The following is a 25,613-nucleotide window of genomic DNA, read 5'->3' as shown; positions in this document are numbered from 1 at the left end:
CCTTCTACTTGCGCACGCCGTTCATCTTCGCCCCGATCGGGTCGCCGGCCTCGGCCAGCGGCCAGGTGGCGGCGAAGATGTCGTAGGTCCTGCGCCCGAGCAGGAGCGCGTCGGCCCTGCCGGTCAGCGCGGCCATCAGCTGGATGAACCGCTCGTCGATGTGCGGTACGGCCCAGCCGCCGTGCTCGAACCCGCCGTCGCGGTCCTCCTCGCCGCCGCCCGGTGCCTGCATGACGCCGTCCACGGACACGAACGTGGTCACCGTCAGTTTTCGCATGTCGTTTCCTTTGCTCGCGGGTGCTGTCGGGCGCCGGTGGCGGCGCCCTCACCAACCACGGCGAACGGGACCGCCCGCAATCGACACCGATCCGGCCCATATTCGCGTCAGCCACGGACCGGAGCCGTCGCATGTGTCCGGCGTTCAGGAACGGGCGGCGCTCGCGGCCGGATGTTCACCTCCGACGGCCGCTCGCTCTCTACACGTGGCTGTCGGCGTCCCACAGATCGGTGCGGTGAGCGCCGACGAGAGCGCCGACGCGGGCCAGGACCTCGGCGGCGGGCCGCGAGTCGAGGCGGCGTCCGTCACGCAGGCGTACGGCGACGTGGTCGTCGGCGGCCTCCTTGGCGCCGATCACCGCCTGGTAGGGCACGAGGCGGGCCTCCCGGATGCGGGCGCCCAAACTGCCGCGTTCCGGCCCGGCGATCTCGGCCCGCAGCCCGAGGTCGGCGCATCGCCGGGCGAACCCCTCGGCGTTCGGCAGCTCGGCGTCGGAGATAGGGAGGATCACCAGCTGGGTGGGGGCGAGCCAGGCGGGGAAGGCGCCGCCGTGCTGCTCGATGAGGTGCGCGACGGCCCTCTCCACGCTGCCGATGATGCTTCGATGGACCATGACCGGCCGGTGTTTCGCGCCGTCCGCGCCGATGTAGTGCAGATCGAACTGCTCGGGCTGGTGGAAGTCGACCTGGACGGTGGACAGGGTGGACTCCCGGCCGGCGCTGTCGACGACCTGGACGTCGATCTTGGGGCCGTAGAACGCGGCCTCTCCCTCGGCTGCCTCGTAGGGCAGGCCGGAGCGGTCGAGAACGTCGGTCAGCAGGGCGGTGGACCGCCGCCACATCTCGGGGGCGGCGACGTACTTCCCGCCGGGGCCGGGCAGGGAGAGCCGGTAGCGGGCCGGGGTGATGCCGAGCGCCTCGTACGCCCGGCGGATCAGCTCCAGCGCCGCCCGCGCCTCGTCGGTCACCTGGTCCAGGGTGCAGAAGATGTGCGCGTCGTTGAGCTGGATCGCCCGGACCCGGGTCAGCCCGCCGAGCACACCCGACAGCTCGGAGCGGTACATGCCTCCCAGCTCGGCCATCCGCAGGGGCAGCTCGCGGTAGCTGTGGGCCCGGGAGCGGTAGATCACCGCGTGGTGGGGACAGAGGCTCGGCCGCAGGACGACCTGCTCTCCCCCGAGATCCATCGGAGGGAACATGTCCTCGCTGTAGTGGGACCAGTGCCCGGAGATCTCGCACAGTTCCCGCTTGCCCAGCACGGGCGAGTAAACGTGCCGGTAGCCCGCCCGCCGCTCGGCGGTGCGGATGTACTCCTCCAGGGTGTGCCGCACGGTCGCGCCGTCGGGCAACCAGTACGGCAGTCCCGCGCCGATCAGCGGGTCGGTGTCGAACAGGCCCAGCTCGCGGCCGAGCTTGCGGTGATCATGCATCGTGGTCTCCTCGCGGATATCGGGCGAGTGACCGTACGGCGAAGCCCCGGGGCACTCGCCCCGGGGCTTCGGACTAAGTCAGCAGTCAGCGCGCCGGGACACTCTCCGGCGTCGTCGTCATAGCAGCGCGCTTCACGCGAACGACGATAACAGACGTGCCAAGATCCACACGATCGGTATTCGGCCGATGAACGCCCGCTCGATCGGCCCGGGTTCGTCCTCCTACCCGCCGAGCTGCCCGATCGCGATGATCAGCTCCGCCGGCCTCCGCCGAACGGCCGGGACCCATCTGGCTCATACCGCCGATTCCGGGCGCGAAGATCTGCCGTGCCGTCCTCGATGACCCGGCGGGCCGCGGGACTCGGCTAGCCTGAGGGGATAATGAATCGTTTGACGACGTCAAGAGGTGAGTTCGATCTCACCCGCTTTCCAGAAGATCCCCGCGACACGCTTCGAGCCTGGGACGCCGCCGACGAGTATCTCCTGCGGCACCTCGATGGAGCCGACGGCGAGCCGACGGACCTTTCCGGCACCGTGGTCGTGGTGGGCGACCGGTGGGGCGCTCTGGCCACCACGCTTGCCGAGCACCGCCCGGCGCAGATCACCGACTCGTTCCTCGCCCAGGAGGGGACCCGGGCGAACCTGAAGCGCAACGGGGTCGACGCGGACGTGGTGCGGCTCCTGTCGACCAGGGACACGCCACCGGACCGGATCGACGTGCTGCTGATCCGGGTGCCCAAGAGCATCGCGCTCCTGGAGGATCAACTGCACCGCCTCGCGCCCTCCGTGCACACCGGCACCGTCATCGTCGGCACCGGAATGGTCACCGAGATCCACACCTCGACGCTGAAGCTGTTCGAGCGGATCCTCGGACCGACCCGGACGTCACTGGCGCAGAAGAAGGCACGGCTCATCTTCTGCTCGCCGGATCCGCAGCTCCCCCGGATCCCCAGCCCGTGGCCGCGGAGCTACGCGTTGCCCACCGGCGTCGGGGCGGTCTCGGGCAGGACCGTCACCAACCACGCCGGCATCTTCTGCGCCGACCGCCTCGACATCGGCACCAGGTTCTTCCTGCGAAACATGCCGCTGAGCCGCGGTCCCGAGCGCATCGTGGACCTGGGCTGCGGCAACGGGGTGATCGGAGTGGCCGCGGCGCTGGCCAACCGCAGAGCCGAGGTGCTGTTCATCGACGAGTCCTACCAGGCGGTGGCCTCGGCGGAAGCCACCTTCCGGGCGAACGTCGACACCGGCGCCACGGCGGAGTTCCTGGTGGGTGACGGCCTGTCGGGTGTTCCGGCGGGGACGGTGGACCTGGTGATGAACAATCCGCCGTTCCACACGCACCAGGCGACGAGCGACGCGATGGCTTGGAGCATGTTCGCCGGGTCACGCCGCGCGCTGCGCCGCGGAGGCGAACTGTGGGTCATCGGCAATCGGCACCTCGGATACCACGCGAAGCTGCGCCGTCTCTTCGGTAACTGCGAGGTCGTCACGAGCGACGCGAAGTTCGTCATCCTGCGGGCCGTCAAGCACTGACCTCACGAGGCGCCCTATTCGGTCTTGATGAGCGCGTTTATCGCCTGGGCGAAGCGGGTGCCGGCGTCCGGGGCATCCGCGCCGAGGAGATGGTTCCTGAGCTCGCGGCGGCGTTCGGCCATTGGGTCGTCGCCGCCGGCGGCGACCGCCGCGAGCAGCGCGGTGAGCTCCGAGCAGTCCCGGCCGAGCAGGTACGCCGCCGATGCGCTGGGGTTCCGCATCCGGAACTCCTCATCGGCCAGGCCTGCCCCGTTGGTCACCACGTACGGCTTGCCGCTGGCCATGAAGTCGGCCACCACGCTCGAGATGTCGGTGATGAGCAGGTCCGCGCGATTGAAGCAGCTGTACAGGTGCGGGTGGGGGCCGGTGATGACGCGGTGCCGCCACCAGCCACCGGCCTCCCAGTACGCCTGGTCCCGATCGGCGCCCCATGTGCCGCCGGCGTCGCGGACCCTGTTGGCCTCTTTGATCATCGAGACGATCTTCTGGTGCGCGCGTCGTACGGCGGGGCTGTCCTTCCCCGCCATCGGGTGCGGTTTGTACAGCAGCCGTACGTGGGGGGCGTGATCAAGGAGTGTTCGCACGATCTTCGGCCCCATCGTCGCGACGGAGGTGTGGAATTCGTCCCCCGTCCAGCCTTCCCAGGTGGGGGCGTACAGCACGGTGAACATCGGGTCGGGCGTCGGAACGCCCACCTGGATGGAGGCGAGCTGCGGGCGGCCCACCTCGACGATGTCCTCGTCGCGGACGCCGGCGTCACTGCGCAGGTAGCGCTCGCGCCCCGCCGGCCCGGCGACCCAGACCTCGTCGTAGACCTTGCTGAACGGATTGAAGCTGGCGGCCTTGTCGCTGTCCCCGTGGCCGATGAACACGGAACGGATGTCCGGCAGGCGCAGCATGTGGATGTTCTTGCCGGCGTTCGCCGGGAACAGCGCGACGCGCACGCTGTCCGGCATCGGGAAGTTCATCATGTCGGCGCCGCCCGGGATGCACAGGACGGGCGAGGTGGTCCGGCCGAGAAGGCGGAGGTTCGCGGATTCGCGGAGAATGATCATTGTGCTGCGTTCCAGCCGGTCGAGCGTCTCGAGCCACATGTTGATCTGGTACATGCAGTCGGTCGCCCCGGAGAAGTACAGCACCACCTCCGGCAGGTGCCTCGCGGCCTCGTCCGCGACCATCCGGAGGATCCGCCCCCTGTCGTCCAGGTGGCGGTTGCGCCGGGCGTGGCAGACCATGACGGTGACGGCTGAGAGTCCGAGCGCGAAGGCGATGACCAGCCCGCCGAGGACCGGCCACGCCGTGCCGGCCACCGTGCCGATCAGCGCGCCGGCCACCACGGGGACGTCCAGGTGCAGCATGGTCCGGGTGTGCTGCCTGGTGAGCAGCCGCGGCGGCGGGGCGGGGATGCGCAACGGGGACAGGTTGATTCCCCGGGTGAGCATGGGCAGCCGTCGCCGCCGGCTCACCAGCACGACGGCGGATGAATGGGCGGCCCGGATCACGTGCAGGAGCATCAGCCCGATCGCCACCGCGGCGATCCATCCGGTGTCCAGCGTCGCGTCGCGGGCGAGCAGGAGCAGCAGCGCCGCCTCCCGGACCACGGAACGCAGCGTGAGGCCGAGACCGATCTGGGTCAGCGTGGCGGAGACGTGGCTCGCGTGGCGAACCGCCGCGGCCTCGGCGACGTAGCTGATAACCACGAGCACGGTGAAGAGCCAGACGGCCGGCCACAGCGCCGTAACGATGATCAGAGGGTAGGACAGGAGCAGGGCGGCGACGACCCGCTGGTCGCCGGGGAGCCGCCGACGGACCGAGGTCATGGCGTTCGCGGCCTTCATGCGACGTATCGCCCCTCGCCGGCACGGGCGGGATCCTTGGCGACGAGAGCGTCGACGGCCGCGGCGAACCTCGTCACCGAGTCGGGCTCGTCGGGGCCCAGCAGGTGGTCCTTGAGCTCGCGGCGGCGTTCGGCCATGACATCGGGTTCGGGGCCGTCGGCCTCCGCCAGGATCTTCGGCAGCTCGGCGCAGTCCGGTGTGATCAGGTATGCCGCGGTCGCGGCGGTGGGGAACAGGCGGCGGAACTCCGTGGCCCCGAGCCCACCCACATTTGTCACGGCGAAGGGTTTGCCGCTGACGATGAAGTCGCCGGCCACGCTGGAGATGTCGGTGATGAGCAGGTCCGCGCGGTTGAAACAGTCGTACACATGGGGCCGGGGGCCGGTGATGACGCGGTGGCGCCACCAGTCGACGGCCTTCCAGTACGACTCGTGCCAGACGTCCTCGACCTCGTGCCCGTCGCCGGCGGGAGCGGATCCGCCGGTGTCGCGTGAGATCTGGGCCTCGTCGCCGACGGCCCCGTCGCCGGTGTGCGCCTCCAGCCGACGGGTGAGGCCCTCGAGGCGACCGCGTTCCCGTGCCCGCTCGGCGTCGACCGCCCACGTGCCACCCGCCACGCGGGCGGCATTGGCCTGCTCGATCATCGCGACGATCTCATGATGGGCCTCGATGGCTCGCGCGTCCCGGGTGCCGGTGAGCGGGTGCGGCTTGTAGAGCAGCCGCACGTGCGGTGTGTGGTCGAGCAACGCCCGTACGATCTTCGGTCCCATCGTCGCGACCGAGCTGTGGAGAAGGTCGTCGGACCAGCCTTCCCAGGTGGGGGCGTACAGCACGGTGAACATCGGGTCGAGCGTCGCGGCGCCCACCCGGATGGAGGCGAGTTGCGGGCGGCCCACCTCGACGATGTCCTCGTCGCGGACGCCCGTGGGCATGCTCAGGTAGCGCTCACGCCCGGCCGGTCCCGCGACCCAGACCTCGTCGTAGGCCTTGGCGAAGGGGTTGAAGCTCGCCGGTTTGTCGCTGTCGCCGTGGTTGATGAAGGCCGACCGGATGCCGGGCACCCGCAGCAGGTGCAGATTGTTGCCGACGTTGGCCGGGTAGAGCGCGAACCGCAGGCCGGAGAGGTCGAGCCGTACGATGTCCAGCGTTTTCGGCACGCACACCACGGGGGTCCGGGTCGGGCCGAGCAGGGGGACGATCGCCCGCTCCCGCAAGATGATCAGGGTGCGGCGGTCCAGGTCGTCGAGGGTGGACAGCCACATGTTGACCTGATAGGCCGACTCTCGTGAACCGGAGAAATAGAGCGCGACCTCCGGTCCGAGCTCGGCGAGCCGCCTGTTGACGACGTCGAACACCCGCTGGTCGTCGCCGAGGTGACGATTGCGCAGGGCGTGGCGGGCCAGATGGGCGACCCCGGCCAGGCCGAGTGCGTAGGCGACGGCCAGTCCGACGAGACCGGGCCAGGAGGTCCCGGTCGCAAGGCCGATCAGCGTGCCCGCCACGACCGGCACGTCCAGATGAAGCATGGTCCTGGTGGGGTGCAGCGTGAAAAACCGGTGCGGAGCGTCGGGGATCGCCAGCTCTGACAGGTCGATCCCCCGGGTGACCAGGGGGAGCCGTCTCCACTTGGCCACCCGGAGCGTCGGGATCAAGTAGACGCCTCTCACCACGTGCAGGCCGAGCAATCCCATCACCAGGATGACGGAGCTCGCCGTACCCGTCTGGTCCAGGCGGATCAGCAGCAGGATGAGCGCCACCTCCCGGATGGCGAACCGCAGGGTGATGCCGGCGTTCACCTGCGACAGCCTCTCGACGAGGTCGGCCACGTGGCGGGAGGCCAACGGCTCGGCGGCGTACCCGATCGCGGCGGTGAGGGCGAAGACCCAGGCGTTCGGCCACAGCGCGGCGACCATCGTGGCGGGGCAGGAGAGCACCAGGGCCGCGGTGACCCCGGCGGTGGTCCATCGGCCGCGGCGGGGTGGATTCACGAGACGCCTTGAGGGGCCAGGGCGGCTGTGCTCACCTGAGGGGTCAGGGCGGCTCTGGTCAGGGGGTCCTGACGCCGGATGTCGACGGTGTGGCCGGTGAGATCCGAGATGAGCACGTCGATGGAGGTCAATGCGACGTCGCAGGATGACAGCAGCGTGTCCGCCGGCTCCTCGCCGAAGGCGCGGCTGCGCATGGGGGTGGCGGTGCGCTCGGGGTTGATGCAGTTGACGCGGACGCCGTCCTCGGTCCATTCGTCCGCCAGCGCCTGGGTGAGGTTGACCGTGGCGGCCTTGGCCGAGGAGTACAGGCTGTAGCCGGACCGTCCGCGCGTGTAGCTGCTGGAGGTGTAGAGCAGCAGCTGGCCCCCGGTCTGCCTCAGGTAGGGGAGCGCGGCCCGCGCGATGGTGACCGGGGCGAGGTAGTTGATCCTCATCGATTCCTCGATGACGGCCGCGTCGGTGTCGTCGAGCCTGCCGATGTGCAGGACACCGGCGGTGTTGACGACGTAGTCGATGCGGCCGGTCTCGACGTAGGCCTTGGCCAGGGCGGTCTCGACGTCGGCGGGGTTCTCCACGTATGTGCCGGTCGTGGAGCGGGAGAAGGTGAAGACCCGGGCGCCGAAGGACCGGGTCAGCTCCGCGATGTTCGCGCCGATGCCGCAGCTACCACCGAAGATCACAATGGTCCTGCCGGTCAGCCGGGCGGTGTAGTCCTCCAGGGTGCCCGGCGGCGGCGGATTGTGGGACGAGAGCTGGAACAGCTTGTCGGCGAGGAAGACGTCGACCGGATGGGTGATCTTCATGTTCTGCTCGCTGCCGGGCACGACGAAGATCGGCACATCGGGCAGGTAGCGCAGCACGATGCTGCAGTTGTCGGTCGCGGAGATCTTGCCTTCCGTGAAGTCCGGGTCGGCGATGGCCAGCCGGTAGGCGTCACGGATGATCGAAAGGCGGAAGCACTGCGGCGTCTGACCGCGGCGCAGCAGATCACGACGGGGCACACCCTTGATGACGGTGCCGCGGTAGTCGTCGACGTTGATGATCGTGTCGACCGAGGGGATCGCCACGTCGACCGCCTCGTACCGCTCCAGCGCCCGGACGCAGTCCTCGATGATGTGGTGATCGACGAATGGCCGGACCGCGTCATGGAACAGCACGTTGACCTCGCCGCCGGCGGTGGCGGCCACCGCGTTGATCGCACGGATGGTCGTCTCGGTGCGGGTGGCGCCGCCCTCGATCACACGGGACACCTTGGTGCACCCGCTACGGGCGACGATGGCGGCCACCTCGGCCGCGAATCCCGGAGCCATCGCGATGATGATCTCGTCGATCTGCGGGGAGCTCTGGAACACCCGCAGCGTGTGCTCCATGATCGGCTTTCCGGCGACCTTCACCAGCTGTTTGGGGATCGCCAGCCCCATCCGCTGCCCGGTGCCGCCGGCCAGGATGACCGCCACGTTACGGAGTGGCCCCTGTGAAATGCTCATGTTCAATGGGTCCTGTACTCCTTCTCCGCGAGTACGCCTACGGATGTGCCTTTTTGGAGACGGCCAAGCCGAACGCGCTCAACGGCGACAACTACAAGATGAGTAGTAGATCACCGAAATTACCCCAAACTAGGACAAAAGTCCAGGTTAACGTTTGGTAACGAGCGCGGTTCGAGTGTCGCCGCCAGGGGCGGATATCCCAGGTCATCGTCATCACCACCCCAAGAGCCGGCAGTGCACGGCGTCGGTTCGGGTCTCATTCGCGGGGCGCAGCGGATTGTCGCGGCCCGGGCCGTCTTCGAGCGGAGGGACCCCCGGCGTGCGGATCAAAATGGGCGAGCGCGCACAGGCGTCCACTCCGTCGATCGCTCCGTGCGCCGTACGGGCTCAGGCAGAGCAGTGGGAGGCGCAGGGCGCGGCGGCCGGGGAGCCGGCGAGTTCCAGCAGTGATTCGGTGTCGTGGCCGGCGTTGAACGAGGCCCAGAGGGTGAGGGCGATCAAGCCGACGAGCAGGGCGATGACCACTGGCCGGTGTGACTGGCGGGGGCGGAGCAGCGCCTGCACCCGGGCGGGTACGTCGGCCAGGTGATAGCCCATCGCGGCCGCCGGGGCCATCCGGGGAACCGACGCCAGCGCGGCACGGGCCAGGGCGCGGGCGGCCAGGGCGCGATCGCCCACGGCGGTGGCGGCCTCTTCGTCGGCCCAGCGTTCGGAGGCGTAGCGGACGGCCCTGGGAAGCCGGATCAGGAACGGGTCGGCGCAGGCGGCCGCGTCCGCGAGCGCCCGGTAGAGATGATGGCGGTGAGTGAGGTGCGTGCGCTCATGGGCCAGCAAAACCCGCTGTTCGGCCGGGGTCAGCGCGTTCAGCATCCCGGTGGAGACCACCACGCGCCCGCCTTGTCTGGACGGGATGGCGAAGGCCTTGGGACTCACGTCGTCGACCACGACCAGCCCACCCGGCTCACCGTCCAGCTCCTCGGCGATATGGCGGACTTCGGCCATCGCCCGGTGATGCCCGATGACGGTGCGAGCCACTCGAAGAGCGGTGAACGCGAGGGCGAGCGCCGCGGCGAGGGCGACCGGATAGGGCACGGGGTCCGCGCTGTCCCAGACGTGGACGGACCAGCGGCCGAGCCCCGCGACCATGGGTATCCGCACAACGAGGGTCCAGGCGAGCAGAGCGAGCACGTAGGCGGTGCTCACCGCCGACAACGGTGCGGCGGCGACCAGGGCGCGGGTCGCGGTGGCCGGCGGCAGCCACCGCGACAGACGTGGCGCCGCCAGGCCGAGCACGATCGATGTGAGCAACGGCAGGTAGACCTCGACGCGCATGCCGCTAGCCGCCGGTCTCGCGCAGGAGCTGCTGCAGGAGCGCCTCATCCTCCTGGCCCAGTTCTCCGACGAACTGGGCCAGGACGCGTGCCCGGTCCTCCCCCGCATCCAGCAGGCGGTGCATCTGTGCCGCACGGCGGGCGGCCTCGTCACGCTGGAAGGAGTAGGCGTAGGCGCGACCGTTTCTGACGCGGCTGACCGCCCCCTTGTCGTGCAAGCGGCTCAACACCGTCATGACCGTGGTGTAGGCCAGGGGCCGTTCCAGCCGCTGAGCCACCTCGCCGGAGGTCAGCGAGGCTTCGGCGCGGGCCAGGATGGCGAGCACCTCGGCCTCCAGGTCGCCTCGATCCCGGCGTCCACGCGATGGTGACGTCACACGCACATCCTCTACTGCGGCCGATGCAGCAGAATAGCTCGATTCTTCCGGTGCCTCAGACGCTCTTTCTACTACGGATCATGGAGGAGAAGAGGGTGACGCGGCCCTCGTGCCCTGTCCGAAGGCGTCATCATCGGCCGGAAACGGGTGTCTGCCGACCCCGGGCACCTGGCCGATGCCCTCGGGATCCGGGCCCGGCCTCACGCGGCCGACGATCACCCGCGTGCGGAGTCGTCGATCTGTACCGGGTATCCCGCGCGCAATACGCCGACGGTCGAGGGCGGCGTGATGACGTCCGCGGTTCCTCGCATGGGCCGCGCCCGGCGGGCCCGATATCCCTCCCGCGTCCACTCGATCAGTTGCGCGCCGACGACCACGGCAGGTGAATCGTCGAGCCGGACGAACGTGCCGTCGGGCAGATCGGCCCAGGGGGTCGCATGGGTGCGCCGGCGATGGGTGCCGCGCACGATCCGCTCGGCGTGCAACCGCCGGTTCATCGCCGCGGCCGAGGGCACATCGCCCCCGAGCCCTTCCGCCCAGGCGGCGCGATACCCGGTGTAGCTGTCCCTGCGGCATTCCGCGCACGGGCGATGCCCCGCGGCGAAGGAGACCGCTTCGTCATGGAAGTACAGGAAGGTGTAATGGTGCGGCTGCCACTGCTCGCGCCGGCGGCCCCGGAACTCGAGCGCACACGTGATCCAGAGGTCACTCGCATGAAAGCGGGTGATCTGCCTGCCCGAATGGATGATGCCGCGGTTGCCCGTCCAGGCGCCGCGGAGCGGGAACGCCTCGACGTCGCCCATCGGCGTCACTCGATTGCGTGCAGGTGCCATGTCGTGTCCTTCCACGGGACCGAATCCGACGCATTGCCGGGCCCGCCGGGCGCGGCGGGCCCGGCAATGCTCATCATCCCCACGGCGGCGTCGTCTGGCCACCGTACCGGCTGCCGCCGGGGTGTCACCTTTCGTCGAGCAGGGCGCGGGCGGCGGCTTCGATGTGGCGGGCGTCGATGCCGACCGTGGCCAGCAGCTCTTCTGTGGTGCCCGAACCCGGTAGGTCACGAACGGCCAGGTGCGAGATGCGCAGTGCCTCCGTGGCCCCCGTGGTCCCCGTGGTTGTCTTGTCCCCCTCCGACAGAGCCTCGGCGACCGCGGAACCGATTCCTCCTTCGGGGTGGTGGTCCTCGGCCACCACGAGCCGGCCACGCGTGGTCGTCGCGGCGGCGCGGAGTGTTTCGGTGTCGACGGGTTTGACGGAGTAGAGGTCGACGACCCTGGCGTCGATCCCGTCACGGGCGAGAAGATCAGCGGCGGCGAGGCATTCGTGCACGGTGACTCCGGCACCGATCAGGGTCACGGCGTCGGCCGGGCTCGAACGCAACAGCTTCGCCCCGCCGACGGGGAAGGCCTCCTCCGCGTCGTAGAGGACGGGGTAGGCGCCGCGAGTCGTCCGCATGTAGACCACGCCGGGCCGATCGGCCATGGCGTGCACGAGGGCCGCGGTGCTCGTGGCGTCGCTGGGATACAGCACGGTGGATCCCTGCACGGCACGCATCATCGCCAGATCTTCCAGGGCCATCTGGGACGGCCCGTCGGCGCCGATCTCGACGCCCCCGTGGGAGCCGACGAGGCGGATGTTCGCCTGCGAGATCGGGGCCATCCGGATGAAGTCGTAGGCGCGGGTGAAGAACGCGGCGAAGGTCGACGCGAAGGGGACGTAGTGGCGGACGCCGAGCCCGACGGCCGCGGCGACCAGTTGTTGTTCGGCGATGAACATCTCGAAGTAACGGCCGGGGTAGGCCTTGGCGAACTGGTCGGCATAGGTGGAGTTGCTGACTTCGCCGTCGAGGGCCACGACCTCGGGGCGGGCGGCGCCGAGCGCGGTGAGCGCCTCTCCGTAGGCCTTGCGGGTCGCGATCTTCTTCCCCGGCGAATACGACGGCATCGGCACGGAGGTGCGCGCCTCGGACCTCGATGTGGCCGGCTCGGTCCGCGCGGCCGGATCGGGCAGCGGCCCGCGAACGAGAAGGCTGCGCTCGCCGCCGAGTTCGGCGATGGCGCGGTCGGCCATGTCGGCGGGGAGAGGTTTGCCGTGCCAGCCCTCCTGGTTCTCGACCTCGGAGAATCCGCGCCCCTTGACGGTGCGGGCGAGCACGACGGTCGGCTGAGTGCCGGACGCGTCCGCGGCGGTGGCCAGGGCCTCGTCGATTTCGGCGAGGTCGTGGCCGTCGACGATCAGCACCCGTGCGCCGAACGCCTCGGCGCGGCGGGCGTAGGCCTTGAGGTCCCACTGCAGTTCGGTGGGACCACGCTGGCCGAGCCGGTTGACGTCCACGATCGCGATCAGGTTGGACAGCCCGTAGTACGAGGCTTTGTCGAGGGCCTCCCAGATGGAGCCCTCGGCCATCTCGCTGTCCCCGCACAGGACCCACACCCGATAGGGAAGCCGATCGAGGTATTTTCCGGCCAGCGCCACCCCCACCCCGTCGGGCAGTCCCTGACCGAGGGATCCGGTGGCGACGTCGACCCACGGCAGGACGGGGGTGGGGTGGCCCTGCAGGCGTGATCCTTGACGGCGGTATCCCGTCATCAGCTCCTCCTCGGAGACCACCCCCACCGCCCTGTACATGGAGTACAGAAGGGGAGAGGCGTGCCCCTTGGAGAAGATGAGGTGATCGTTGTCGTCGTTTCCGGGGTGGTCCCAGTCGTAGCGCAGGTGACGGCCGATGAGGACCGCCATGAGATCCGCGGCGGACATGCTGGACGTGGGGTGTCCGGATCCCGCGCTCGTGCTGGACCGGATGGAGTCGACCCGTAGCTGCGCGGCGAGTTCTCCGGCGGCGGCGAGATCGATCATGTCAAGCTGCTGAGGGCTGCTGGTCATGTGGGACACCCCTTCTCTCGATCGTTCAGGTATGTGGCCACGGGGGCTCATGCCGGTCGAAGAGTCGGCGGCCCGGACCGCGGGCGCGTGAGGGGTGCGACGGCCCGGCGGGAAGTCTCCCCCGGTCCTTCGACCGGCACGGCTCCCCGCCGGTTCGGGGCCACGATGCTTCTGGAGTGCGCGGTCCGGCCGGCAGAGGTTCGGCCGGCCCTCGGCCACGGGACGAACGGCGATGACTTCGACCATGAAGTCGGGCCGGCGCCGGAATCACCGCGAGCAGGGAAGCGGGCTCGTGCCGGCGAACTCCGGCCTGTATGTGAACCACCGGACGGAAGGCCACTCCGGCATCGCCCCACCGCGTAGGACGCTACGTTTCAAGTCTCATAAGGGTCACGTGAGCTGTCAAGGTGAGGCGAGACCCCGCCGCCGATCACTCGCCGAAGAAGTCACGCAGGGCCTGGGCCACGACAAGGGGGGCTCCATCGTCCTCCGGTCCCGAGTGCCCCAGGCCCGGGAGCGCGGCACGTCGCGCATGCGGGAGCGTGGCGGAGAGCGCGTCCAGCGCGACGCCGAAGTAGGCCGGGCTCCTTGCGCCACCGAGCAGCAGAACCCGCGCATCGAGCGCCGCGTAGTCCTTGGCCGTGTCGGCCATCTCCCGGATCACCCGCATGTCGAAGTGCTGCGTGGGGACGAGCGCCTCGATCGTCACCTCGCCTTCGGGAACCTCGCGCCGCACCCGCGAGCCGATCGCCAGGAGCGGCGCGAGCACAAATCGTGGGATTCGAACGAACATCGGTTCGGTGCCGAGACCTTTCAGCACCGTGACCAGACCGGCGGCGATCTTGCCGGCGGCGATCTCGTCGTCGTAGCGCGGCACCCAGTCCGTCGGCACCGAACCGTCGACGGACAGCGGAGGCTCGTACAGGGCGATCCGTTCAAGCTCGGGGGTGACGAGGGCCGTGCGCAGCGCGATGAGCGCCCCCGAGCTCAGGCCGAAGACCCGTGACGCCCCGGTCGCCGTGATGAGCGCCCGCAGGTCTTCGACCTCCCGCATGACGCCGTAGTCATCGCCGTGGGGCCCGCTCAGCCCGCGTCCACGACGGTCGGGCACGTAGACGGTGTATTCGGCCGACAGGGCGACGGCAAGCTCCGTGAGGTGCTGCGATGCCAGCATTCCGCCGTGCAGGAGGATCACCCCGGGGCCGCGTCCACGTTGCCGGTAGCCGATCGTGGTCCCGTCGGCGGAACCGACCCGGCCCTTGCCGTGTTCGTGCACGGCGTCGGTGCGGCCGGTGCGCGGCGGGTCCTTCACCGCGTCGGCGGAACGGATCTGGCCCTTGCCGTATTCGCGCACGGCGTCGTCTCCGTCGGTGTGACGGGTGCGCGGCGAGTCCTTCACCGCGTCCCCTGCGGCCGGGACCGGCCTTTTCCGCGCCTCCCTGCCGGATTCCACCGCCGCGTCCCCGCGGTCCATGCCTTGCTCGGTCATCACGTCCTCCATCTCCTACGTGAACAACGTTCACGTGTACATTGTTCACGTAGGCGAAGCCAGACTGTCAACCCCGCCAGGAGGACTCGATGGGACAGCGGCGTGACGAGGTGCTTCGGGCGGCGATCGAACTGCTCGACGAGGTCGGCCTGGACGGTCTCACCATGCGACTCCTGGCGAGCCGGCTCGGCGTGCGAGCAAGCGCGCTGTACCGGCACTACCCGAGCAAGCAGGCCCTGCTGGACGCCATGGTCGCGCACCTGGTCACCCCGCCGGCCGATGCCGCCCCAATCCCCGACAGCTCCTGGGACGAGCGACTGCGCGGCGTCGCGACCGGCGCGCGCGAGGTCATGCTGGCCCACCGCGACGGCGCGCGCCTCATGTCCACCTTCCGCCACCCCGGCGGTGAGGCCGTCGCCGCCTTCCACGGCCTCATCGCCGCCCTGGCCGCCGCGGGCGTCCCCGAGGACACGGCCGCCGTCGCCGTGGACACCGTCCTGGCCTACGTCAACGGCTACACGATCGAGCAGCAGGCCCGTGAAACCGGCGCCGACGCCTGGTCCGGAGAGCGCCGCGACCGTGTCTTCCGCGACGGCCTCGAATTGATCATCACCGGCGTCCGGGCATCCCTGTGAGGCGCCCGCCGCCCATGTCTCCTTCCATGAAAGGTCCATTGACACCGGCCGGACCCGGCGATACGTTTCCCGCACATACCGGGCGGTCGGTATGTGCGAAAGCCGGGAGCACCATGAGCTTCAGCAAGGAGCCGCGCGCATGAGCTTCGTCAGCACCGTCCACGGCGTCATCGACACCTCCGAGCTCGGCCGGACCTACATGCACGAGCACGTCTTCGTCCTCACCGCCGACGTCCAGCAGAATCATCCCGACGAGTGGGGCGACGAGGACACACGGGTCGCCGACGCGGTCGCCAAGCTGCGGGCGCTGGCCGCGCAGGGCGTCAAGACGATCGTCGACCCGACCGTGATCGGGCTCGGCCGGTACATCCCGCGGATCCAGCGGATCTCCGAGCGGGTGCCGGAGCTCAATATCATCGTGGCGACCGGGGTCTACACCTACGACAGCGTCCCGGCCTACTTCCGTCACCGTGGCCCGGCCCTCAACGAGACGCTCGGCACCGAGGTTCCGGACCCGATGGTCGACATGTTCGTCACCGACCTCACCGACGGGATAGCCGGCACCGGCATCAGGGCCGGCATGCTCAAGTGTGCGATCGACCGCGAGGGACTGACGCCGGGCGTCGAGCGGGTGATGCGCGCCGTCGCCCGCGCCCATCGGCTCACCGGGGCGCCGATCACCGTGCACACCCATCCGGGCTCCCGGACCGGAGCCCTGGTCAAGCGGGTGATGTGCGACGAGGAAGGTGTCGAGCCGTCCCGGATCGTCCTCGGGCACAGCGGCGACACCACCGACTGCGACCAGCTCGCCGAGCTCGCCGACGCCGGGTTCGTCCTCGGCATGGACCGATTCGGCCTCAACGCGGACACCACCTTCGAGGCGCGCGCCGACACGCTCGTGGAGATGTGCCACCGCGGCTACGCCGACCACATGGTGCTGTCGCAGGACGCGGCCTGCTACATCGACTGGATCGACCCGAACGTCATGCCGTTCCTGCCCCAATGGCATTACCTGCACCTCGGTGAGGACGTCCTGCCCTACGTGCGCGAGCGGGGCGTAACCGAGAAGCAGATCACCACGATGCTCCTGGACGTCCCGCGCCGTTTTTTCGAAGTGCCCTGAAGCTCCAGGACCAAATCTCGGGGGAGACCGCCCAGAGGAGTCCGCACATGACCGTTTCCCCATCCCCCGACGACGGTGTCCCACCACGCGACGACGGCGCCGCACCCGGTCTCCTGGCCCGGCTGTGGCACCGTGACCTCGCGCACTACCCGGAGTCGAGCCGCCGCTACGCCTACCTCGCGATCGTGGTGGTCACCACGATCGTCCTGTACTACCTGCTCTACATCCAGTACGCCGTCGCGACGTCGATCATCACGCACTACCGGATGACGTTCGGCTACTTCATCCTGCTGTCGGTGGTGGGCAACGTGGTCGGGGCGTTCGCGTCCCTGGTCGCCGGGCTCGCCGACCGCTGGGGCCGCGCGAACCTGGTCGTGTACGGCCTGCTGATCGCCGGCGTCCTGGTCCTCCTCCTGCCGCACGCGCCGAACAAGACCGTCTACCTGCTGCTGTTCGCCGGACTCAGCTTCGTCGAGGGCATCGTCCTGGTCGCCACCCCGGCCCTGATCCGCGACTTCTCCCCTCAGCTCGGTCGCGCCACCGCCATGGGCTACTGGACGATGGGCCCGGTCATCGGAAGCCTCGTCGTCACGACCGTCACCAGTGCGACGCTCGACACCTCGACCTGGCAGGACGAGCTCCGCTACTCCGGGATCAGCGCCCTGGTGGTGTTCGTCATCGCGCTGTTCGGCCTGCGTGAGCTGTCGCCCCGGCTGCGCGACCAGGTCATGGTCAGCATGCGCGACCGCGCCCTGATCGAGGCACGCGCGCGGGGCATCGACCCCGACCAGCAGCTCACCGGCCACTGGCGGCAGATGTTCCGGCTGGACGTGGTCGGCTCGGCCTTCGCCATCAGCGTCTACCTGCTGCTGTACTACGCGGCGGTCGGCAACTTCGTCATCTACTTCTCCGCGACGTTCGGCTACAGCGAGCAGCGCACCAACGGGCTCGCCAACTGGTACTGGGCGGCGAACGCCATCGCGCTCATCCTGGCCGGGCTGCTGTCGGACCGGCTCCGCGTCCGCAAGCCGCTGATGCTCGTCGGCGGCGTCGGCTCGGTGGTCGTCACCGCGATCTTCGCGATGCTCGCCACCCGCCCGGACACGGCGTACGACAGCTTCGCCTGGCTGTTCGTCGGCATCGGAATCTTCGGCGGCCTGACGTACGCCCCCTGGATGGCGGGCTTCACCGAGACCGTCGAGAAGCACAACCCCGCCGCCACCGCGACCGGGCTCGCCGTGTGGGGATGGATCCTGCGCATCGTCGTGGCCGTCTCGGCGGCGTTCGTGCCGCTCGTGGTGACCTCCGTGACCCCGCTCGTGGAGCACGGAGCCGAGGTACAGGCCGCGCAGGCGCAGGCGGGCCCGGCGCTGGCCATCGTGAACGCCCATCCGCAGCTCTTCGCCGAGCTGGCCAGGCATCCGGCGGGCTCCGTTCCGCCCGAGCTCGCGGCCCGGGCGGCCCAGGAGGTGGGCGTCGCCGAGCTCGCCGTCGTCCAGCAGGCCGGGCCGCAGCTCAAGATCCTGCGGGAGCACGGCGCCGAGGTTCAGAAGGCCGCGCAGGAGGGTCCTGGCCAGTGGCAGATCTGGTGGTGGGTGTGCCTGGGAGGTCAGGTCGTCTTCCTTCCGTTCATCTTCGCCATGGCCGGACGCTGGAGCCCCCGGCGGGCGCGTGAGGACGCCGAGGAGCACCAGCGCGCCGTCGAACGCGAGCTGGCGGCACTCGAATCCCGTACGTGACCGCCCGTTCCCCCGGCCGGAGCGCCCCGGCCGGAGCGCCCCGGCCGGGGGAACGCCGTTCTCCGTCCCCGGCGGAAGAGCGGCGTCTCGCCCCGGAGGTGCCGCGAGCCGCTCCCCCTCGGCGACAACCCGGCCCATCGGTTCCGCCCACCACGAGATGGCCGATCAGACGGAAGAGGCCGGGTCGCCCGCCTCGTCATTAGAGTCGATTTCGGAGGGAAAGAAGGGACAGAGGGGCACACGATACGACATCGTCGCGGCGCAGAGGGGATTCGGGCGATCCGCGAGTCCCTCTCCGGCTGAAGTCCCAACCGGCCCGTAAAACCGCGGCGTCCGCCGTTGTCGAACGAGCCCGCCGCCCATCCATCTGGAGCCGTGATGCGTGCCATCGTCATCGAGGAATTCGGCGGACCGGACAGCCTCGTCTACAGGGAACTGCCGGAGCCCGAACCCATGGCCGGTCAGGTTGTCATCGAGGTCAAGGCGTTCGGCCTCAATCACGCCGAGATGCACATGCGCAGAGGTGAGTGGGCCGAGGCCGCGGAGGTGAGCGGCATCGAGTGCGTCGGGCTGGTGAGGTCCTGCCCCGGCGGCGAGTTCCCGGTCGGCGCCAAGGTCGCGGCGCTGATGGGCGGCCTCGGCCGTACCGTCAACGGCAGTTACGCCGAATACACCCGGGCGCCGGCGTCGAACGTGGCGCTCATCGAGTCCGATCTGTCCTGGGCGGAGCTCGCCGTGATTCCGGAGACCTACGCCACCGCCTGGACCTGCCTGTTCCGCAACCTGGAGATCACCGAGGGACGGATCTTGGTCATCCGGGGCGCGACCTCCTCCTTCGGCCAGGCCGCGGTCAACCTCGCGGTGAACGCCGGCGCACGGGTCATCGCCACCACGCGCCACCACGAGAGTTTCGCCCTGTTGGAGAAGCTCGGCACCGGCCGCGCCGAACTGGAGGGGCCGGAGCTTTCCCGGCGGATCGCCGAGGCCAAGCGGATCGACGCCGTGCTCGACCTCGTGGGCAACAGCACCATTCTCGACTCCCTCGCGATGCTGCGCCGGGGCGGTCGCGCCTGTCTGGCCGGCTGGCTGGGCGGTCTCGATCCGATCGCCGACTTCAACCCGCTGCTGCAGATGGCCAGCGGCGTCTATCTGACCTTCTTCGGCAGCTTCGTCTTCGGGACCCCCGGTTTCCCGCTCTCCGACGTGCCGCTCCAGGAAATCGCGGAGCAGGTGGCGGCCGGCCGCCTCAAGGCGAAGCCGTCGCGGGTGTTCGGCTTCGAGGAGATACGCGAGGCGCATCGCGTGATGGAGGCCGGTGAGGCCGGCGGCAAGATGGTGGTGGTCGTCCAGGCCTGACCGCCCCCCTGCCCACCGCGACCCTCCTGTCACCGGAGGCGCGCGACGCCTGATCACGGCGATCAGGGCCCGCGTGGTGGAGCGGACGGTCCGGAACCCGGTCCGTTCCGCGCGAGGGGCCGGGGCTGAGCCCCGGCCCTTCACTGACTTCCTGTGGTGCTCTCATCGGATTCCGGGTGCCTCAAAGGGCTACTCCCCCGCCGAAACGGTGATTCGAGCCCCGCCGGTCACAGCGGTCACCTGTTGATGCGGTCACTGATGAGGCCCGAGCCACCCCGGCTGCGGCGATGGTTGCTTCCTGGGCCGTCGTTGCTCAGGACCGCCGACTGCGTGGCGGCAGCGACCTGCCAGACTCCCGCGGACTGCGCGTGAGAGGTCTCAGCGACGGCGCTCGGAACCACACCGAGGGCGGCGGCCAGTGCCGCTGCTCCTGTCCATGCCGACGCCCGTGCGATGAGACGCATGTGGAAACGCATGTGCTTCTCCTGTCGGATGTACGTTCGATCCCCGGCGCCCTGGTGTTCGTCAAACAGCGCTATGGCGAGGGTCGAGACTGTGCGATCGGATGGTCGAGTCCGATGACCGACTGCGATGCCGGCGTCCTCCGGTCAGGCCGGGGCCAGGCACGGGCTCTGCGGTCGCCAGACCGGAGTGCACTCGCTCTCCGACGGCGTGACCGTTCATCAGCAGCCCTCCGGTGACATCTCTCGACTACATCAAGCTTCGCTCCGAAAGGCCCCGGATTCATCACCGCTAACACGAATTCGCACCCCTGGCGGGCTGGGGAGCCGACATACCTGCTAGCTGCAACGCGCGGGCCGGAGCCCCGATCACCGTGGTCGTGGTCTCGGAAGCTCCGGCCGTGTCATGCGCGCTCAGGGTCAGACGTGGGCCCTGAGACACTTCCTGAGCGCTTCCCTGGAGTTCTGCCGCTGCGGAGCCGCCTTCGCGAGCGCCGCGTTGCGCATCTGCAGATACTTGTCCCCAGCGGCGTTGTAGGCCTGCAGCGCCTGCGTCTCAGCGGGAGTCAGCGCCTGCATCTTGGCCCCGAGCTGGTTCGGGGCCATCTTCTGGGAGAGCTTGTCGACGTCGGCGACCGCACCGGCCTTCACCAGAGCGTCGTAGGCGGCCTTGACCCCCGGGGCGGCGTCGACGTTCTCGATGGCGTCCTCGGCGTTCATCAGTGCGAGCTGCTGCTGGGCGCACGGTGCCGGAGCGGCGGGAACGGCCGCGACGGCGGTGGTGGCGTTGGCTGCGGTGGCCAGGGCGGTGAGAAGGCCGACGGTGACCAGCGCCGGCGCGGCGATACGGATACGCATGATGCTCCTGTCAGTGCTGAGGGTTGATTTTGCATGTGACCTCATGCACCAGAATTACTCTGAGTAATCACGCGAATGCTCCACGACGAGGTCAGGGATTGATCAAGTCCGCCCCCGCCGATGCCCTGGATCGGCCCTCATGACCGCAGATGAGGGCGGATCAGGCAAACCGCGATCCCGTCGACAAGCAGGGACTCAGCGCCCGTCGCCGCGCCGCCGGGAACCCCACCACAACACGATCATCGGGATCAGCGCTCCCACGGCCGCCCCGGAGATCAGACCCAGGATGGTGCTCGGATCGCCGTCCAACGTGCCGAGCCGCGTCAGGGCCGTCAGGACCACTACCGCCAGCGCCAGCACGGCGGCGACGAGAGCGTAGAACTTCGGACTGAGGAAGATCCCGCGCCGGGGAGCCTGTGGCGGGGCGGTCAGCTCCGCGGCGGGTCCCAGGCTGGCGGCTCTGGGGCGTTTGAAGTATTCGAAACGCACCCAGGTGCCGCACGGTTCCCAGCCGTCGGGGGCGAGCCGGTCGAGCACGCCCTGGCGTCGGCCGGGCGTGATCAGCTCTCTGCTGTACTCCCACTGCTGGGGGTGCTCGGGGTCGCGGGTGCAGACGAACAGACCCTTCGCGTCGACCCTGTCGACCTCCCAGCCCTGGGCGCCGTACTCGTTGAGCATCTTGACGTCGTGGAACAGGTCGGCGGTCCAGCGCCAGGTGCGTGCACCCGCGGCGGGTTCGGCGGGCGGGGCCGAGGTGACGGCCAGTTCCCGGGCCAGGTCGGCCGCCTGGCCGAACTCCTCCTCGGGGTCGCCGCCGCTCTCGGCGAGGTAGCCGGCGAGCTCTTCGAGCGTGACCTCGACCCGGTCGGTCGGCATGCCCCCCCGAGCCAGGAGCACGGCGAGCTCGTCGAAGTAACCGCGAGCCGTCTCGGCGGAGTGGTCGCTCATCGGATCTCCCCTTCGTGTGAATCCGCGGGCCGAGGTGTCTGGACGCCGCCTTTGACCAGCGCGGCGCGCACCGACTCGTCGAAGCTCAGCCAGAGCCCGCCCTGCTCGGCGAGCGTCTGCCTGCCCTGGTCGGTGAGCTGGTAGTAGCGGCGGCCGGGCCCTCGCTCGGTCACCCGGAACTCGGCGGAGACCAGCCCCGCCTCCTCCAGCCGGTTGAGCACCGGGTAGAGGGTGCCGCCCTTGATCTGGCCCAGGCCCGACTCGGCGAGGTCTTTGACGATCTCGTAGCCATAGTTCTCGCCGGCCGTCAGACTGGCGAGAACCAGTAGGTCGAGCACACCCTTGAGCCAGCTCGCACGTCGATCACTCGTCATGATAGCGATCCTACCTAGCCTGCGTTACCAACTAGTTCACGCCGCGGTTGCGGAGAGAGCAGCAGGCCACGCAGGTCGATCAGAGCGTGCAGCAGGATCGGCATGAGCAGACTGCCGGTCCTCAGATAGAGCGCGGTCAGGCCGAATCCGATCAGGGTGACCGCGAGCATGCCGCGCCAGCCCTGATAGAGGTGGCCCGCGACGAAGACCGCCAGGGCGGCGAAGGCGGCGACATTCTCGCTCAGGCCGAAGGCGCCCATGCCGACCGCGATGAGCAGGCCCCGGTAAACGATCTCCTCGGTGATGCCGGCGGTCACCGACAGGCCCGCCGCGTACCAGCGTTCAGCCGTGGTGCGCGGCAGCAGGTGGGTGATGGCCTGCTGGCCGGGGATGGGCTTCCCCCTGGCCGCCAGCCGCCTGAGGACAAGCGTGCCGACCGCGGCGGCGACCAGGAACCCGGCGATCGTGCCGAGGGTGTCGCTCGGCGGAGCTTTGATCACCAGGCCGATGCCCGCGGCGTCGAGGCCCGGTTCCACGGCGACGACGAGCAGTGCCACGGCGGCCAGCGCCCACAGCTCGGCGCACCAGAGCGTGCACATCCGGCGGTAGGCCATGGGGTCCTGGTCGCGGGAACGGGCCAGCCTGTCGTAGCCGCGCCTGCCGAGCAGGGGGCTGACGAAGGCCAGATAGCCGACCAGGACGGTCGACAGGACGAGGGTCAAGGGGGTGAACGACATCGGGCGACTCCTTAGGTGCTGTGCTATCTAGACGGTAAAGCAAGCTAGTTAGATATACAACCTATGTTGCGCCTCGGCCTATCGCGGTTCAAGGACTTACATGTCGCTAACCTCCACCTCCGTAGACATGGACGCACACCGCGAGGCGCCCGACCTCGCGGGGGTGGAGGTGCGTTCACATGACTTTCCGGCGTACGGCACTGCTCCTCGGGGTGTTTCCGATCCTGGCCCTGGCCGGGTGTGGCGGGGCTCCCGCCGAGGTCGGCGTCGCCTCGGTGGCCAAGACCGGCGGGGCCTCGCCCGAGGCCTCACCCTCGACGTCACCCGACCCGCTCAAATTCGCCCAGTGCATGCGCGAGAACGGGATCGAGATGGCCGATCCCGAACCGGGCGGCCCGGTCAGGATCGACGCCAGGGGCAAGGGCAAGGGCGCCGTGGAGAAGGCGCAGAAGGCCTGCGGCAAGTACATGGGGGGTGGAGAAGGGAAAAGACGCATCGACCCCAAAGACCAGGACCGGCTTCTCGCGTTCGTGAAGTGCATGCGCGAGAACGGCGTCGACATGCCCGACCCCGAGATCGCGGGCGGCACCGTCAGGATGCGGCGCCCCGAGGGCGGCAACGACGCGGCCATGGAGAAGGCGCAGAAGGCCTGCGAGGATCACCTGCCGGGGCGGCCGGCCACCTCGGCAGGACCCACCGGCTGAGCGCCGGCGTCGCGGGCCCGCGGCAGTCGCACCGTGACCGACAGGCCGCCGCCGGCCCGCGGCACGGCGGTCACGGTGCCGCCGTGCACCACCGCGATGGCCCGGACGATCGACAGGCCCAGGCCGGCGCCCTGGGCCGAACCGACCCGGTCGTGCAGGCGGCGGAACGGCTCGAACAGGTCGCCGGCCTCGTGCGCGGGGATGAGCGGACCGGTGTTCTCCACGACGAGCGTGAGCTCCTCCCCCGCCGCCAGCCGTACCTCGACGTGCCCGCCCCTGGTGTTGTACTTGATGGCGTTCTCGACCAGGTTGAACACGCAGCGCTCGAGCAGCAGCGCGTCACCGGAGGCGGACGCGGGCGACAGCTCCGCCCGCAGCGTGATGTCGCGCCGCTCCGCCTTGGCGTCGAGCTGCTCCAGCACCGACTCCGCGACGTGCTCCATGTCCACCGGCCTGCGCGTGACCAGCTCGTTCTCCGAGCGGGCCAGCAGCAGCAGCCCCTCGATGAGCCGCTCGTGCCGCGCGTTGACGCCGAGCAGCGCCCGGCCGAGCGAGTGCAGGTCGTCCGAGGCGTCCGGCTCCTCCAGCGCCACCTCGATCAGCGTCCGGTTGACGGCGATCGGCGTGCGTAGCTCGTGCGAGGCGTTGGTGACGAACCGGCGCTGGGTGTCGAAGGCCCGCTGGAGCCGGTCGAGCATGGCGTCGAAGGTGTCGGCCAGCCGCTTGACGTGGTCGGACGGCCCCTCCAGCGCGATGCGCTCGTGCAGGGTGCTCTCCGACAGCCGCTCGGCGGTCCTGGTCACCCGCTGCAGCGGGCGCAGCGCCCGGTCCGTCATGATCCAGCCGAACAGGGTCGCCAGCACGCCGATCACCACGAGCCCGATCGCCGAGTTGCGCATCAGCTCGGCCAGCACATCGGCCGTGCCCGTCTCCACCTGCTGGGCCAGCTTGTCGGCCACGTAGACGAACATCTGGTTCTGCCGCGGCATCGGCTCCCGGCCGATGGGCTGGGAAGCGGACAGCCGGGCGACGATCCGCTGCTCCATGGCCCGCGCCGTCAGCGCGTACGTCACCCAGAGCAGCAGCGCACCCGCGCCGAAGAACAGGCCGCCGTAGAGCATGGTGAGCCGTGCCCGCAGCCCGAACCCACGCCGCTCGCGCAACCGCGCCCCGAGGCGGCCGGCGGGGAACCGGCGCGGCACGCCGGCGCCGGTCGGGAACGGGCGCGGCGCGTCGGAGCCGACGGGAAACGCGAGCGGCGCGTCAGAGCCGGCCGGGAACGGGGGCGGCGCGTCGTGGCCGGTCACAGCCGGTACCCCCGCCGGGGAACGGTCTCGATGACCGGCGGATCGCCGAGCTTCCTGCGCAGCGTCGCCATCGCCACCCGCAGCGCCCCCGTCCCCGACTCGTAGTACTCGTCCCACGCCTCGGCGAGCAGGTCGCGGGTGCGCACCACCTCGCCGCCGGCCCGCAGCAGCACCCCCAGCAGCGCGAACTCCTTGCGGGTCAGTGTGACGCGCCTGCCGTCCCTGGTCACGGTCCGTCCCGCCGGGTCCAGCCGCACGCCCGCGCGTTCCAGCACGATCGGCCGGGCCGGCACCGTACGCCGGGCCAGCGTGCGCACCCTGGCCACCAGCTCAGTGATCGCGAAAGGCTTGGGCAGGTAGTCGTCGGCGCCCAGCCCGAGCCCGTCCACCCGCTCGGCCACCCCGCCCATCGCGGTCAGCATCAGAATCCTGCCGCCGCCGCCCATCGCGACCAGCCGCCTGCACACCTCGTCGCCGTGCAGTTCCGGCAGGTCGCGGTCGAGCACCACCACGTCGTAGTCGACGTAGCCCAGCCGATCCATGGCCTCCGCGCCGTCATAGACGACGTCCACCGCGATGGCTCGCCGCCGCAGGCAATGGGCGATGGCATCGGCCATCTCGTTCTCGTCCTCGACAACCAGCACGCGCATGCCTGCACCTCCGCGGACCAGCGTGAACCATCCCGTGTTAGGGCGCGGTAAGCCGGTTCCCGCTTACGAGGCGCTAACGCCGGCCT

Annotated in this window: 23 protein-coding genes; 6 read left to right on the top strand and 17 right to left on the bottom strand. The window is 69.8% G+C overall.

Annotation, left to right across the window (positions count from 1 at the left end; all coding sequences use genetic code 11):
- Window positions 1–4: 4 nt before the first annotated feature.
- Both CHC08_RS19195 and thrS read right to left on the bottom strand, forming a co-directional pair.
- Window positions 5–277 carry a dihydrofolate reductase family protein gene (locus tag CHC08_RS19195; protein WP_143653276.1) on the bottom strand — a complete coding sequence of 91 codons (273 nt, stop codon included), beginning with the start codon at window positions 275–277 and terminating at the stop codon, window positions 5–7.
- Between the two features lie 199 nt (window positions 278–476).
- A complete protein-coding gene (gene thrS / locus CHC08_RS19190; RefSeq protein WP_275937191.1) occupies window positions 477–1,724 on the bottom strand; it encodes a threonine--tRNA ligase in 1,248 nt (415 codons plus the stop codon).
- A 363-nt stretch (window positions 1,725–2,087) separates the two neighbouring features.
- Here thrS and CHC08_RS19185 point away from each other — a divergent pair, with 363 nt between their 5' ends.
- The gene (locus tag CHC08_RS19185) at window positions 2,088–3,242 is read left to right on the top strand and encodes a methyltransferase (RefSeq protein ID WP_089208679.1); all 1,155 of its coding nucleotides are present in this window, start codon (window positions 2,088–2,090) and stop codon (window positions 3,240–3,242) included.
- 14 nt (window positions 3,243–3,256) lie between these two features.
- Here CHC08_RS19185 and CHC08_RS19180 read toward each other — a convergent pair whose 3' ends face one another.
- From CHC08_RS19180 to CHC08_RS19145, 8 genes are all read right to left on the bottom strand, one after another.
- Window positions 3,257–5,080: a CDP-glycerol glycerophosphotransferase family protein gene (locus CHC08_RS19180; protein ID WP_089208678.1), complete on the bottom strand. Its 1,824-nt coding sequence runs from the start codon at window positions 5,078–5,080 to the stop codon at window positions 3,257–3,259.
- Window positions 5,077–7,068, bottom strand: a complete 1,992-nt coding sequence (locus tag CHC08_RS19175; RefSeq protein ID WP_089208677.1) for a hypothetical protein — start codon at window positions 7,066–7,068, stop codon at window positions 5,077–5,079. The genes CHC08_RS19180 and CHC08_RS19175 overlap by 4 nt, the downstream gene beginning before the upstream one ends.
- Window positions 7,065–8,555, bottom strand: coding sequence for a bifunctional cytidylyltransferase/SDR family oxidoreductase (locus tag CHC08_RS19170; RefSeq protein ID WP_089208719.1), 1,491 nt, complete (start codon window positions 8,553–8,555; stop codon window positions 7,065–7,067). The genes CHC08_RS19175 and CHC08_RS19170 overlap by 4 nt, the downstream gene beginning before the upstream one ends.
- Window positions 8,556–8,942: 387 nt before the next feature.
- Entirely contained in the window at window positions 8,943–9,887 is a 945-nt protein-coding gene (locus CHC08_RS19165; protein WP_143653275.1) for a M56 family metallopeptidase, read from the bottom strand.
- A gap of 4 nt (window positions 9,888–9,891) precedes the next feature.
- On the bottom strand, window positions 9,892–10,263 hold the full coding sequence (locus CHC08_RS19160) for a BlaI/MecI/CopY family transcriptional regulator (RefSeq protein WP_089208675.1): 372 nt from the start codon (window positions 10,261–10,263) through the stop codon (window positions 9,892–9,894).
- A gap of 215 nt (window positions 10,264–10,478) precedes the next feature.
- The gene (locus tag CHC08_RS19155; RefSeq protein ID WP_218825372.1) at window positions 10,479–11,066 is read right to left on the bottom strand and encodes a hypothetical protein; all 588 of its coding nucleotides are present in this window, start codon (window positions 11,064–11,066) and stop codon (window positions 10,479–10,481) included.
- Window positions 11,067–11,220: 154 nt separating this feature from the next.
- Window positions 11,221–13,146, bottom strand: a complete 1,926-nt coding sequence (locus CHC08_RS19150; protein WP_089208673.1) for a transketolase — start codon at window positions 13,144–13,146, stop codon at window positions 11,221–11,223.
- Window positions 13,147–13,576: 430 nt separating this feature from the next.
- Window positions 13,577–14,635 carry an alpha/beta fold hydrolase gene (locus CHC08_RS19145; protein ID WP_218825371.1) on the bottom strand — a complete coding sequence of 353 codons (1,059 nt, stop codon included), beginning with the start codon at window positions 14,633–14,635 and terminating at the stop codon, window positions 13,577–13,579.
- Window positions 14,636–14,724: 89 nt separating this feature from the next.
- Between CHC08_RS19145 and CHC08_RS19140 the strand changes: the two genes are divergently transcribed.
- From CHC08_RS19140 to CHC08_RS19125, 4 genes are all read left to right on the top strand, one after another.
- Window positions 14,725–15,270 (top strand): TetR/AcrR family transcriptional regulator C-terminal domain-containing protein, encoded by a 546-nt coding sequence (locus CHC08_RS19140; RefSeq protein WP_089208672.1) that lies wholly within the window; start codon window positions 14,725–14,727, stop codon window positions 15,268–15,270.
- Window positions 15,271–15,409: 139 nt separating this feature from the next.
- Window positions 15,410–16,393 (top strand): phosphotriesterase family protein, encoded by a 984-nt coding sequence (locus CHC08_RS19135; RefSeq protein WP_089208671.1) that lies wholly within the window; start codon window positions 15,410–15,412, stop codon window positions 16,391–16,393.
- 47 nt (window positions 16,394–16,440) lie between these two features.
- The gene (locus tag CHC08_RS19130) at window positions 16,441–18,132 is read left to right on the top strand and encodes an MFS transporter (protein ID WP_089208670.1); all 1,692 of its coding nucleotides are present in this window, start codon (window positions 16,441–16,443) and stop codon (window positions 18,130–18,132) included.
- Window positions 18,133–18,510: 378 nt separating this feature from the next.
- On the top strand, window positions 18,511–19,488 hold the full coding sequence (locus tag CHC08_RS19125) for a zinc-binding alcohol dehydrogenase family protein (protein ID WP_089208669.1): 978 nt from the start codon (window positions 18,511–18,513) through the stop codon (window positions 19,486–19,488).
- A gap of 236 nt (window positions 19,489–19,724) precedes the next feature.
- On the opposite strand, the gene CHC08_RS19120 is transcribed toward CHC08_RS19125, so the two are convergent.
- From CHC08_RS19120 to CHC08_RS19100, 5 genes are all read right to left on the bottom strand, one after another.
- Entirely contained in the window at window positions 19,725–19,964 is a 240-nt protein-coding gene (locus tag CHC08_RS19120; protein ID WP_089208668.1) for a hypothetical protein, read from the bottom strand.
- A gap of 405 nt (window positions 19,965–20,369) precedes the next feature.
- Complete coding sequence (locus CHC08_RS19115) at window positions 20,370–20,807, bottom strand: hypothetical protein (protein WP_089208667.1); 438 nt, start codon at window positions 20,805–20,807, stop codon at window positions 20,370–20,372.
- A gap of 195 nt (window positions 20,808–21,002) precedes the next feature.
- The gene (locus CHC08_RS19110; RefSeq protein ID WP_089208666.1) at window positions 21,003–21,755 is read right to left on the bottom strand and encodes a hypothetical protein; all 753 of its coding nucleotides are present in this window, start codon (window positions 21,753–21,755) and stop codon (window positions 21,003–21,005) included.
- A complete protein-coding gene (locus CHC08_RS19105) occupies window positions 21,752–22,129 on the bottom strand; it encodes a PadR family transcriptional regulator (RefSeq protein WP_089208665.1) in 378 nt (125 codons plus the stop codon). Before CHC08_RS19105 ends, CHC08_RS19110 begins: the two co-directional genes overlap by 4 nt.
- A 14-nt stretch (window positions 22,130–22,143) precedes the next feature.
- On the bottom strand, window positions 22,144–22,866 hold the full coding sequence (locus CHC08_RS19100) for a CPBP family intramembrane glutamic endopeptidase (RefSeq protein ID WP_089208664.1): 723 nt from the start codon (window positions 22,864–22,866) through the stop codon (window positions 22,144–22,146).
- A gap of 179 nt (window positions 22,867–23,045) precedes the next feature.
- Between CHC08_RS19100 and CHC08_RS19095 the strand changes: the two genes are divergently transcribed.
- Window positions 23,046–23,570, top strand: a complete 525-nt coding sequence (locus CHC08_RS19095; protein ID WP_089208663.1) for a hypothetical protein — start codon at window positions 23,046–23,048, stop codon at window positions 23,568–23,570.
- Here CHC08_RS19095 and CHC08_RS19090 read toward each other — a convergent pair.
- Entirely contained in the window at window positions 23,525–24,877 is a 1,353-nt protein-coding gene (locus tag CHC08_RS19090; protein WP_089208662.1) for a sensor histidine kinase, read from the bottom strand. The genes CHC08_RS19095 and CHC08_RS19090 overlap by 46 nt on opposite strands.
- Complete coding sequence (locus CHC08_RS19085) at window positions 24,874–25,527, bottom strand: response regulator transcription factor (RefSeq protein ID WP_089208661.1); 654 nt, start codon at window positions 25,525–25,527, stop codon at window positions 24,874–24,876. The genes CHC08_RS19090 and CHC08_RS19085 overlap by 4 nt, the downstream gene beginning before the upstream one ends.
- Window positions 25,528–25,613: the final 86 nt, after the last annotated feature.

It is taken from the genome of Streptosporangium subroseum, from assembly GCF_900188345.1.
Lineage (GTDB): Bacteria > Actinomycetota > Actinomycetes > Streptosporangiales > Streptosporangiaceae > Streptosporangium > Streptosporangium subroseum.
Note: the sequence above shows the minus strand (reverse complement) of the source record. Positions and strands in the feature narration are given on the sequence as shown.

What these genes read in the sequence shown, in the direction of transcription:
- CHC08_RS19145 (WP_218825371.1), bottom strand. Translation starts at nt 14,635, where the DNA reads ATGACCGAGCAAGGCATGGACCGCGGGGACGCGGCGGTGGAATCCGGC.
- CHC08_RS19170 (WP_089208719.1), bottom strand. Translation starts at nt 8,555, where the DNA reads ATGAGCATTTCACAGGGGCCACTCCGTAACGTGGCGGTCATCCTGGCC.
- CHC08_RS19105 (WP_089208665.1), bottom strand. Translation starts at nt 22,129, where the DNA reads ATGACGAGTGATCGACGTGCGAGCTGGCTCAAGGGTGTGCTCGACCTA.
- CHC08_RS19150 (WP_089208673.1), bottom strand. Translation starts at nt 13,146, where the DNA reads ATGACCAGCAGCCCTCAGCAGCTTGACATGATCGATCTCGCCGCCGCC.
- CHC08_RS19095 (WP_089208663.1), top strand. Translation starts at nt 23,046, where the DNA reads ATGACTTTCCGGCGTACGGCACTGCTCCTCGGGGTGTTTCCGATCCTG.
- CHC08_RS19125 (WP_089208669.1), top strand. Translation starts at nt 18,511, where the DNA reads ATGCGTGCCATCGTCATCGAGGAATTCGGCGGACCGGACAGCCTCGTC.
- CHC08_RS19100 (WP_089208664.1), bottom strand. Translation starts at nt 22,866, where the DNA reads ATGTCGTTCACCCCCTTGACCCTCGTCCTGTCGACCGTCCTGGTCGGC.
- CHC08_RS19135 (WP_089208671.1), top strand. Translation starts at nt 15,410, where the DNA reads ATGAGCTTCGTCAGCACCGTCCACGGCGTCATCGACACCTCCGAGCTC.
- CHC08_RS19165 (WP_143653275.1), bottom strand. Translation starts at nt 9,887, where the DNA reads ATGCGCGTCGAGGTCTACCTGCCGTTGCTCACATCGATCGTGCTCGGC.
- CHC08_RS19185 (WP_089208679.1), top strand. Translation starts at nt 2,088, where the DNA reads ATGAATCGTTTGACGACGTCAAGAGGTGAGTTCGATCTCACCCGCTTT.
- CHC08_RS19130 (WP_089208670.1), top strand. Translation starts at nt 16,441, where the DNA reads ATGACCGTTTCCCCATCCCCCGACGACGGTGTCCCACCACGCGACGAC.
- CHC08_RS19120 (WP_089208668.1), bottom strand. Translation starts at nt 19,964, where the DNA reads ATGCGTTTCCACATGCGTCTCATCGCACGGGCGTCGGCATGGACAGGA.
- CHC08_RS19110 (WP_089208666.1), bottom strand. Translation starts at nt 21,755, where the DNA reads ATGAGCGACCACTCCGCCGAGACGGCTCGCGGTTACTTCGACGAGCTC.
- CHC08_RS19085 (WP_089208661.1), bottom strand. Translation starts at nt 25,527, where the DNA reads ATGCGCGTGCTGGTTGTCGAGGACGAGAACGAGATGGCCGATGCCATC.
- CHC08_RS19115 (WP_089208667.1), bottom strand. Translation starts at nt 20,807, where the DNA reads ATGCGTATCCGTATCGCCGCGCCGGCGCTGGTCACCGTCGGCCTTCTC.
- CHC08_RS19155 (WP_218825372.1), bottom strand. Translation starts at nt 11,066, where the DNA reads ATGGGCGACGTCGAGGCGTTCCCGCTCCGCGGCGCCTGGACGGGCAAC.
- CHC08_RS19140 (WP_089208672.1), top strand. Translation starts at nt 14,725, where the DNA reads ATGGGACAGCGGCGTGACGAGGTGCTTCGGGCGGCGATCGAACTGCTC.
- CHC08_RS19195 (WP_143653276.1), bottom strand. Translation starts at nt 277, where the DNA reads ATGCGAAAACTGACGGTGACCACGTTCGTGTCCGTGGACGGCGTCATG.
- CHC08_RS19180 (WP_089208678.1), bottom strand. Translation starts at nt 5,080, where the DNA reads ATGAAGGCCGCGAACGCCATGACCTCGGTCCGTCGGCGGCTCCCCGGC.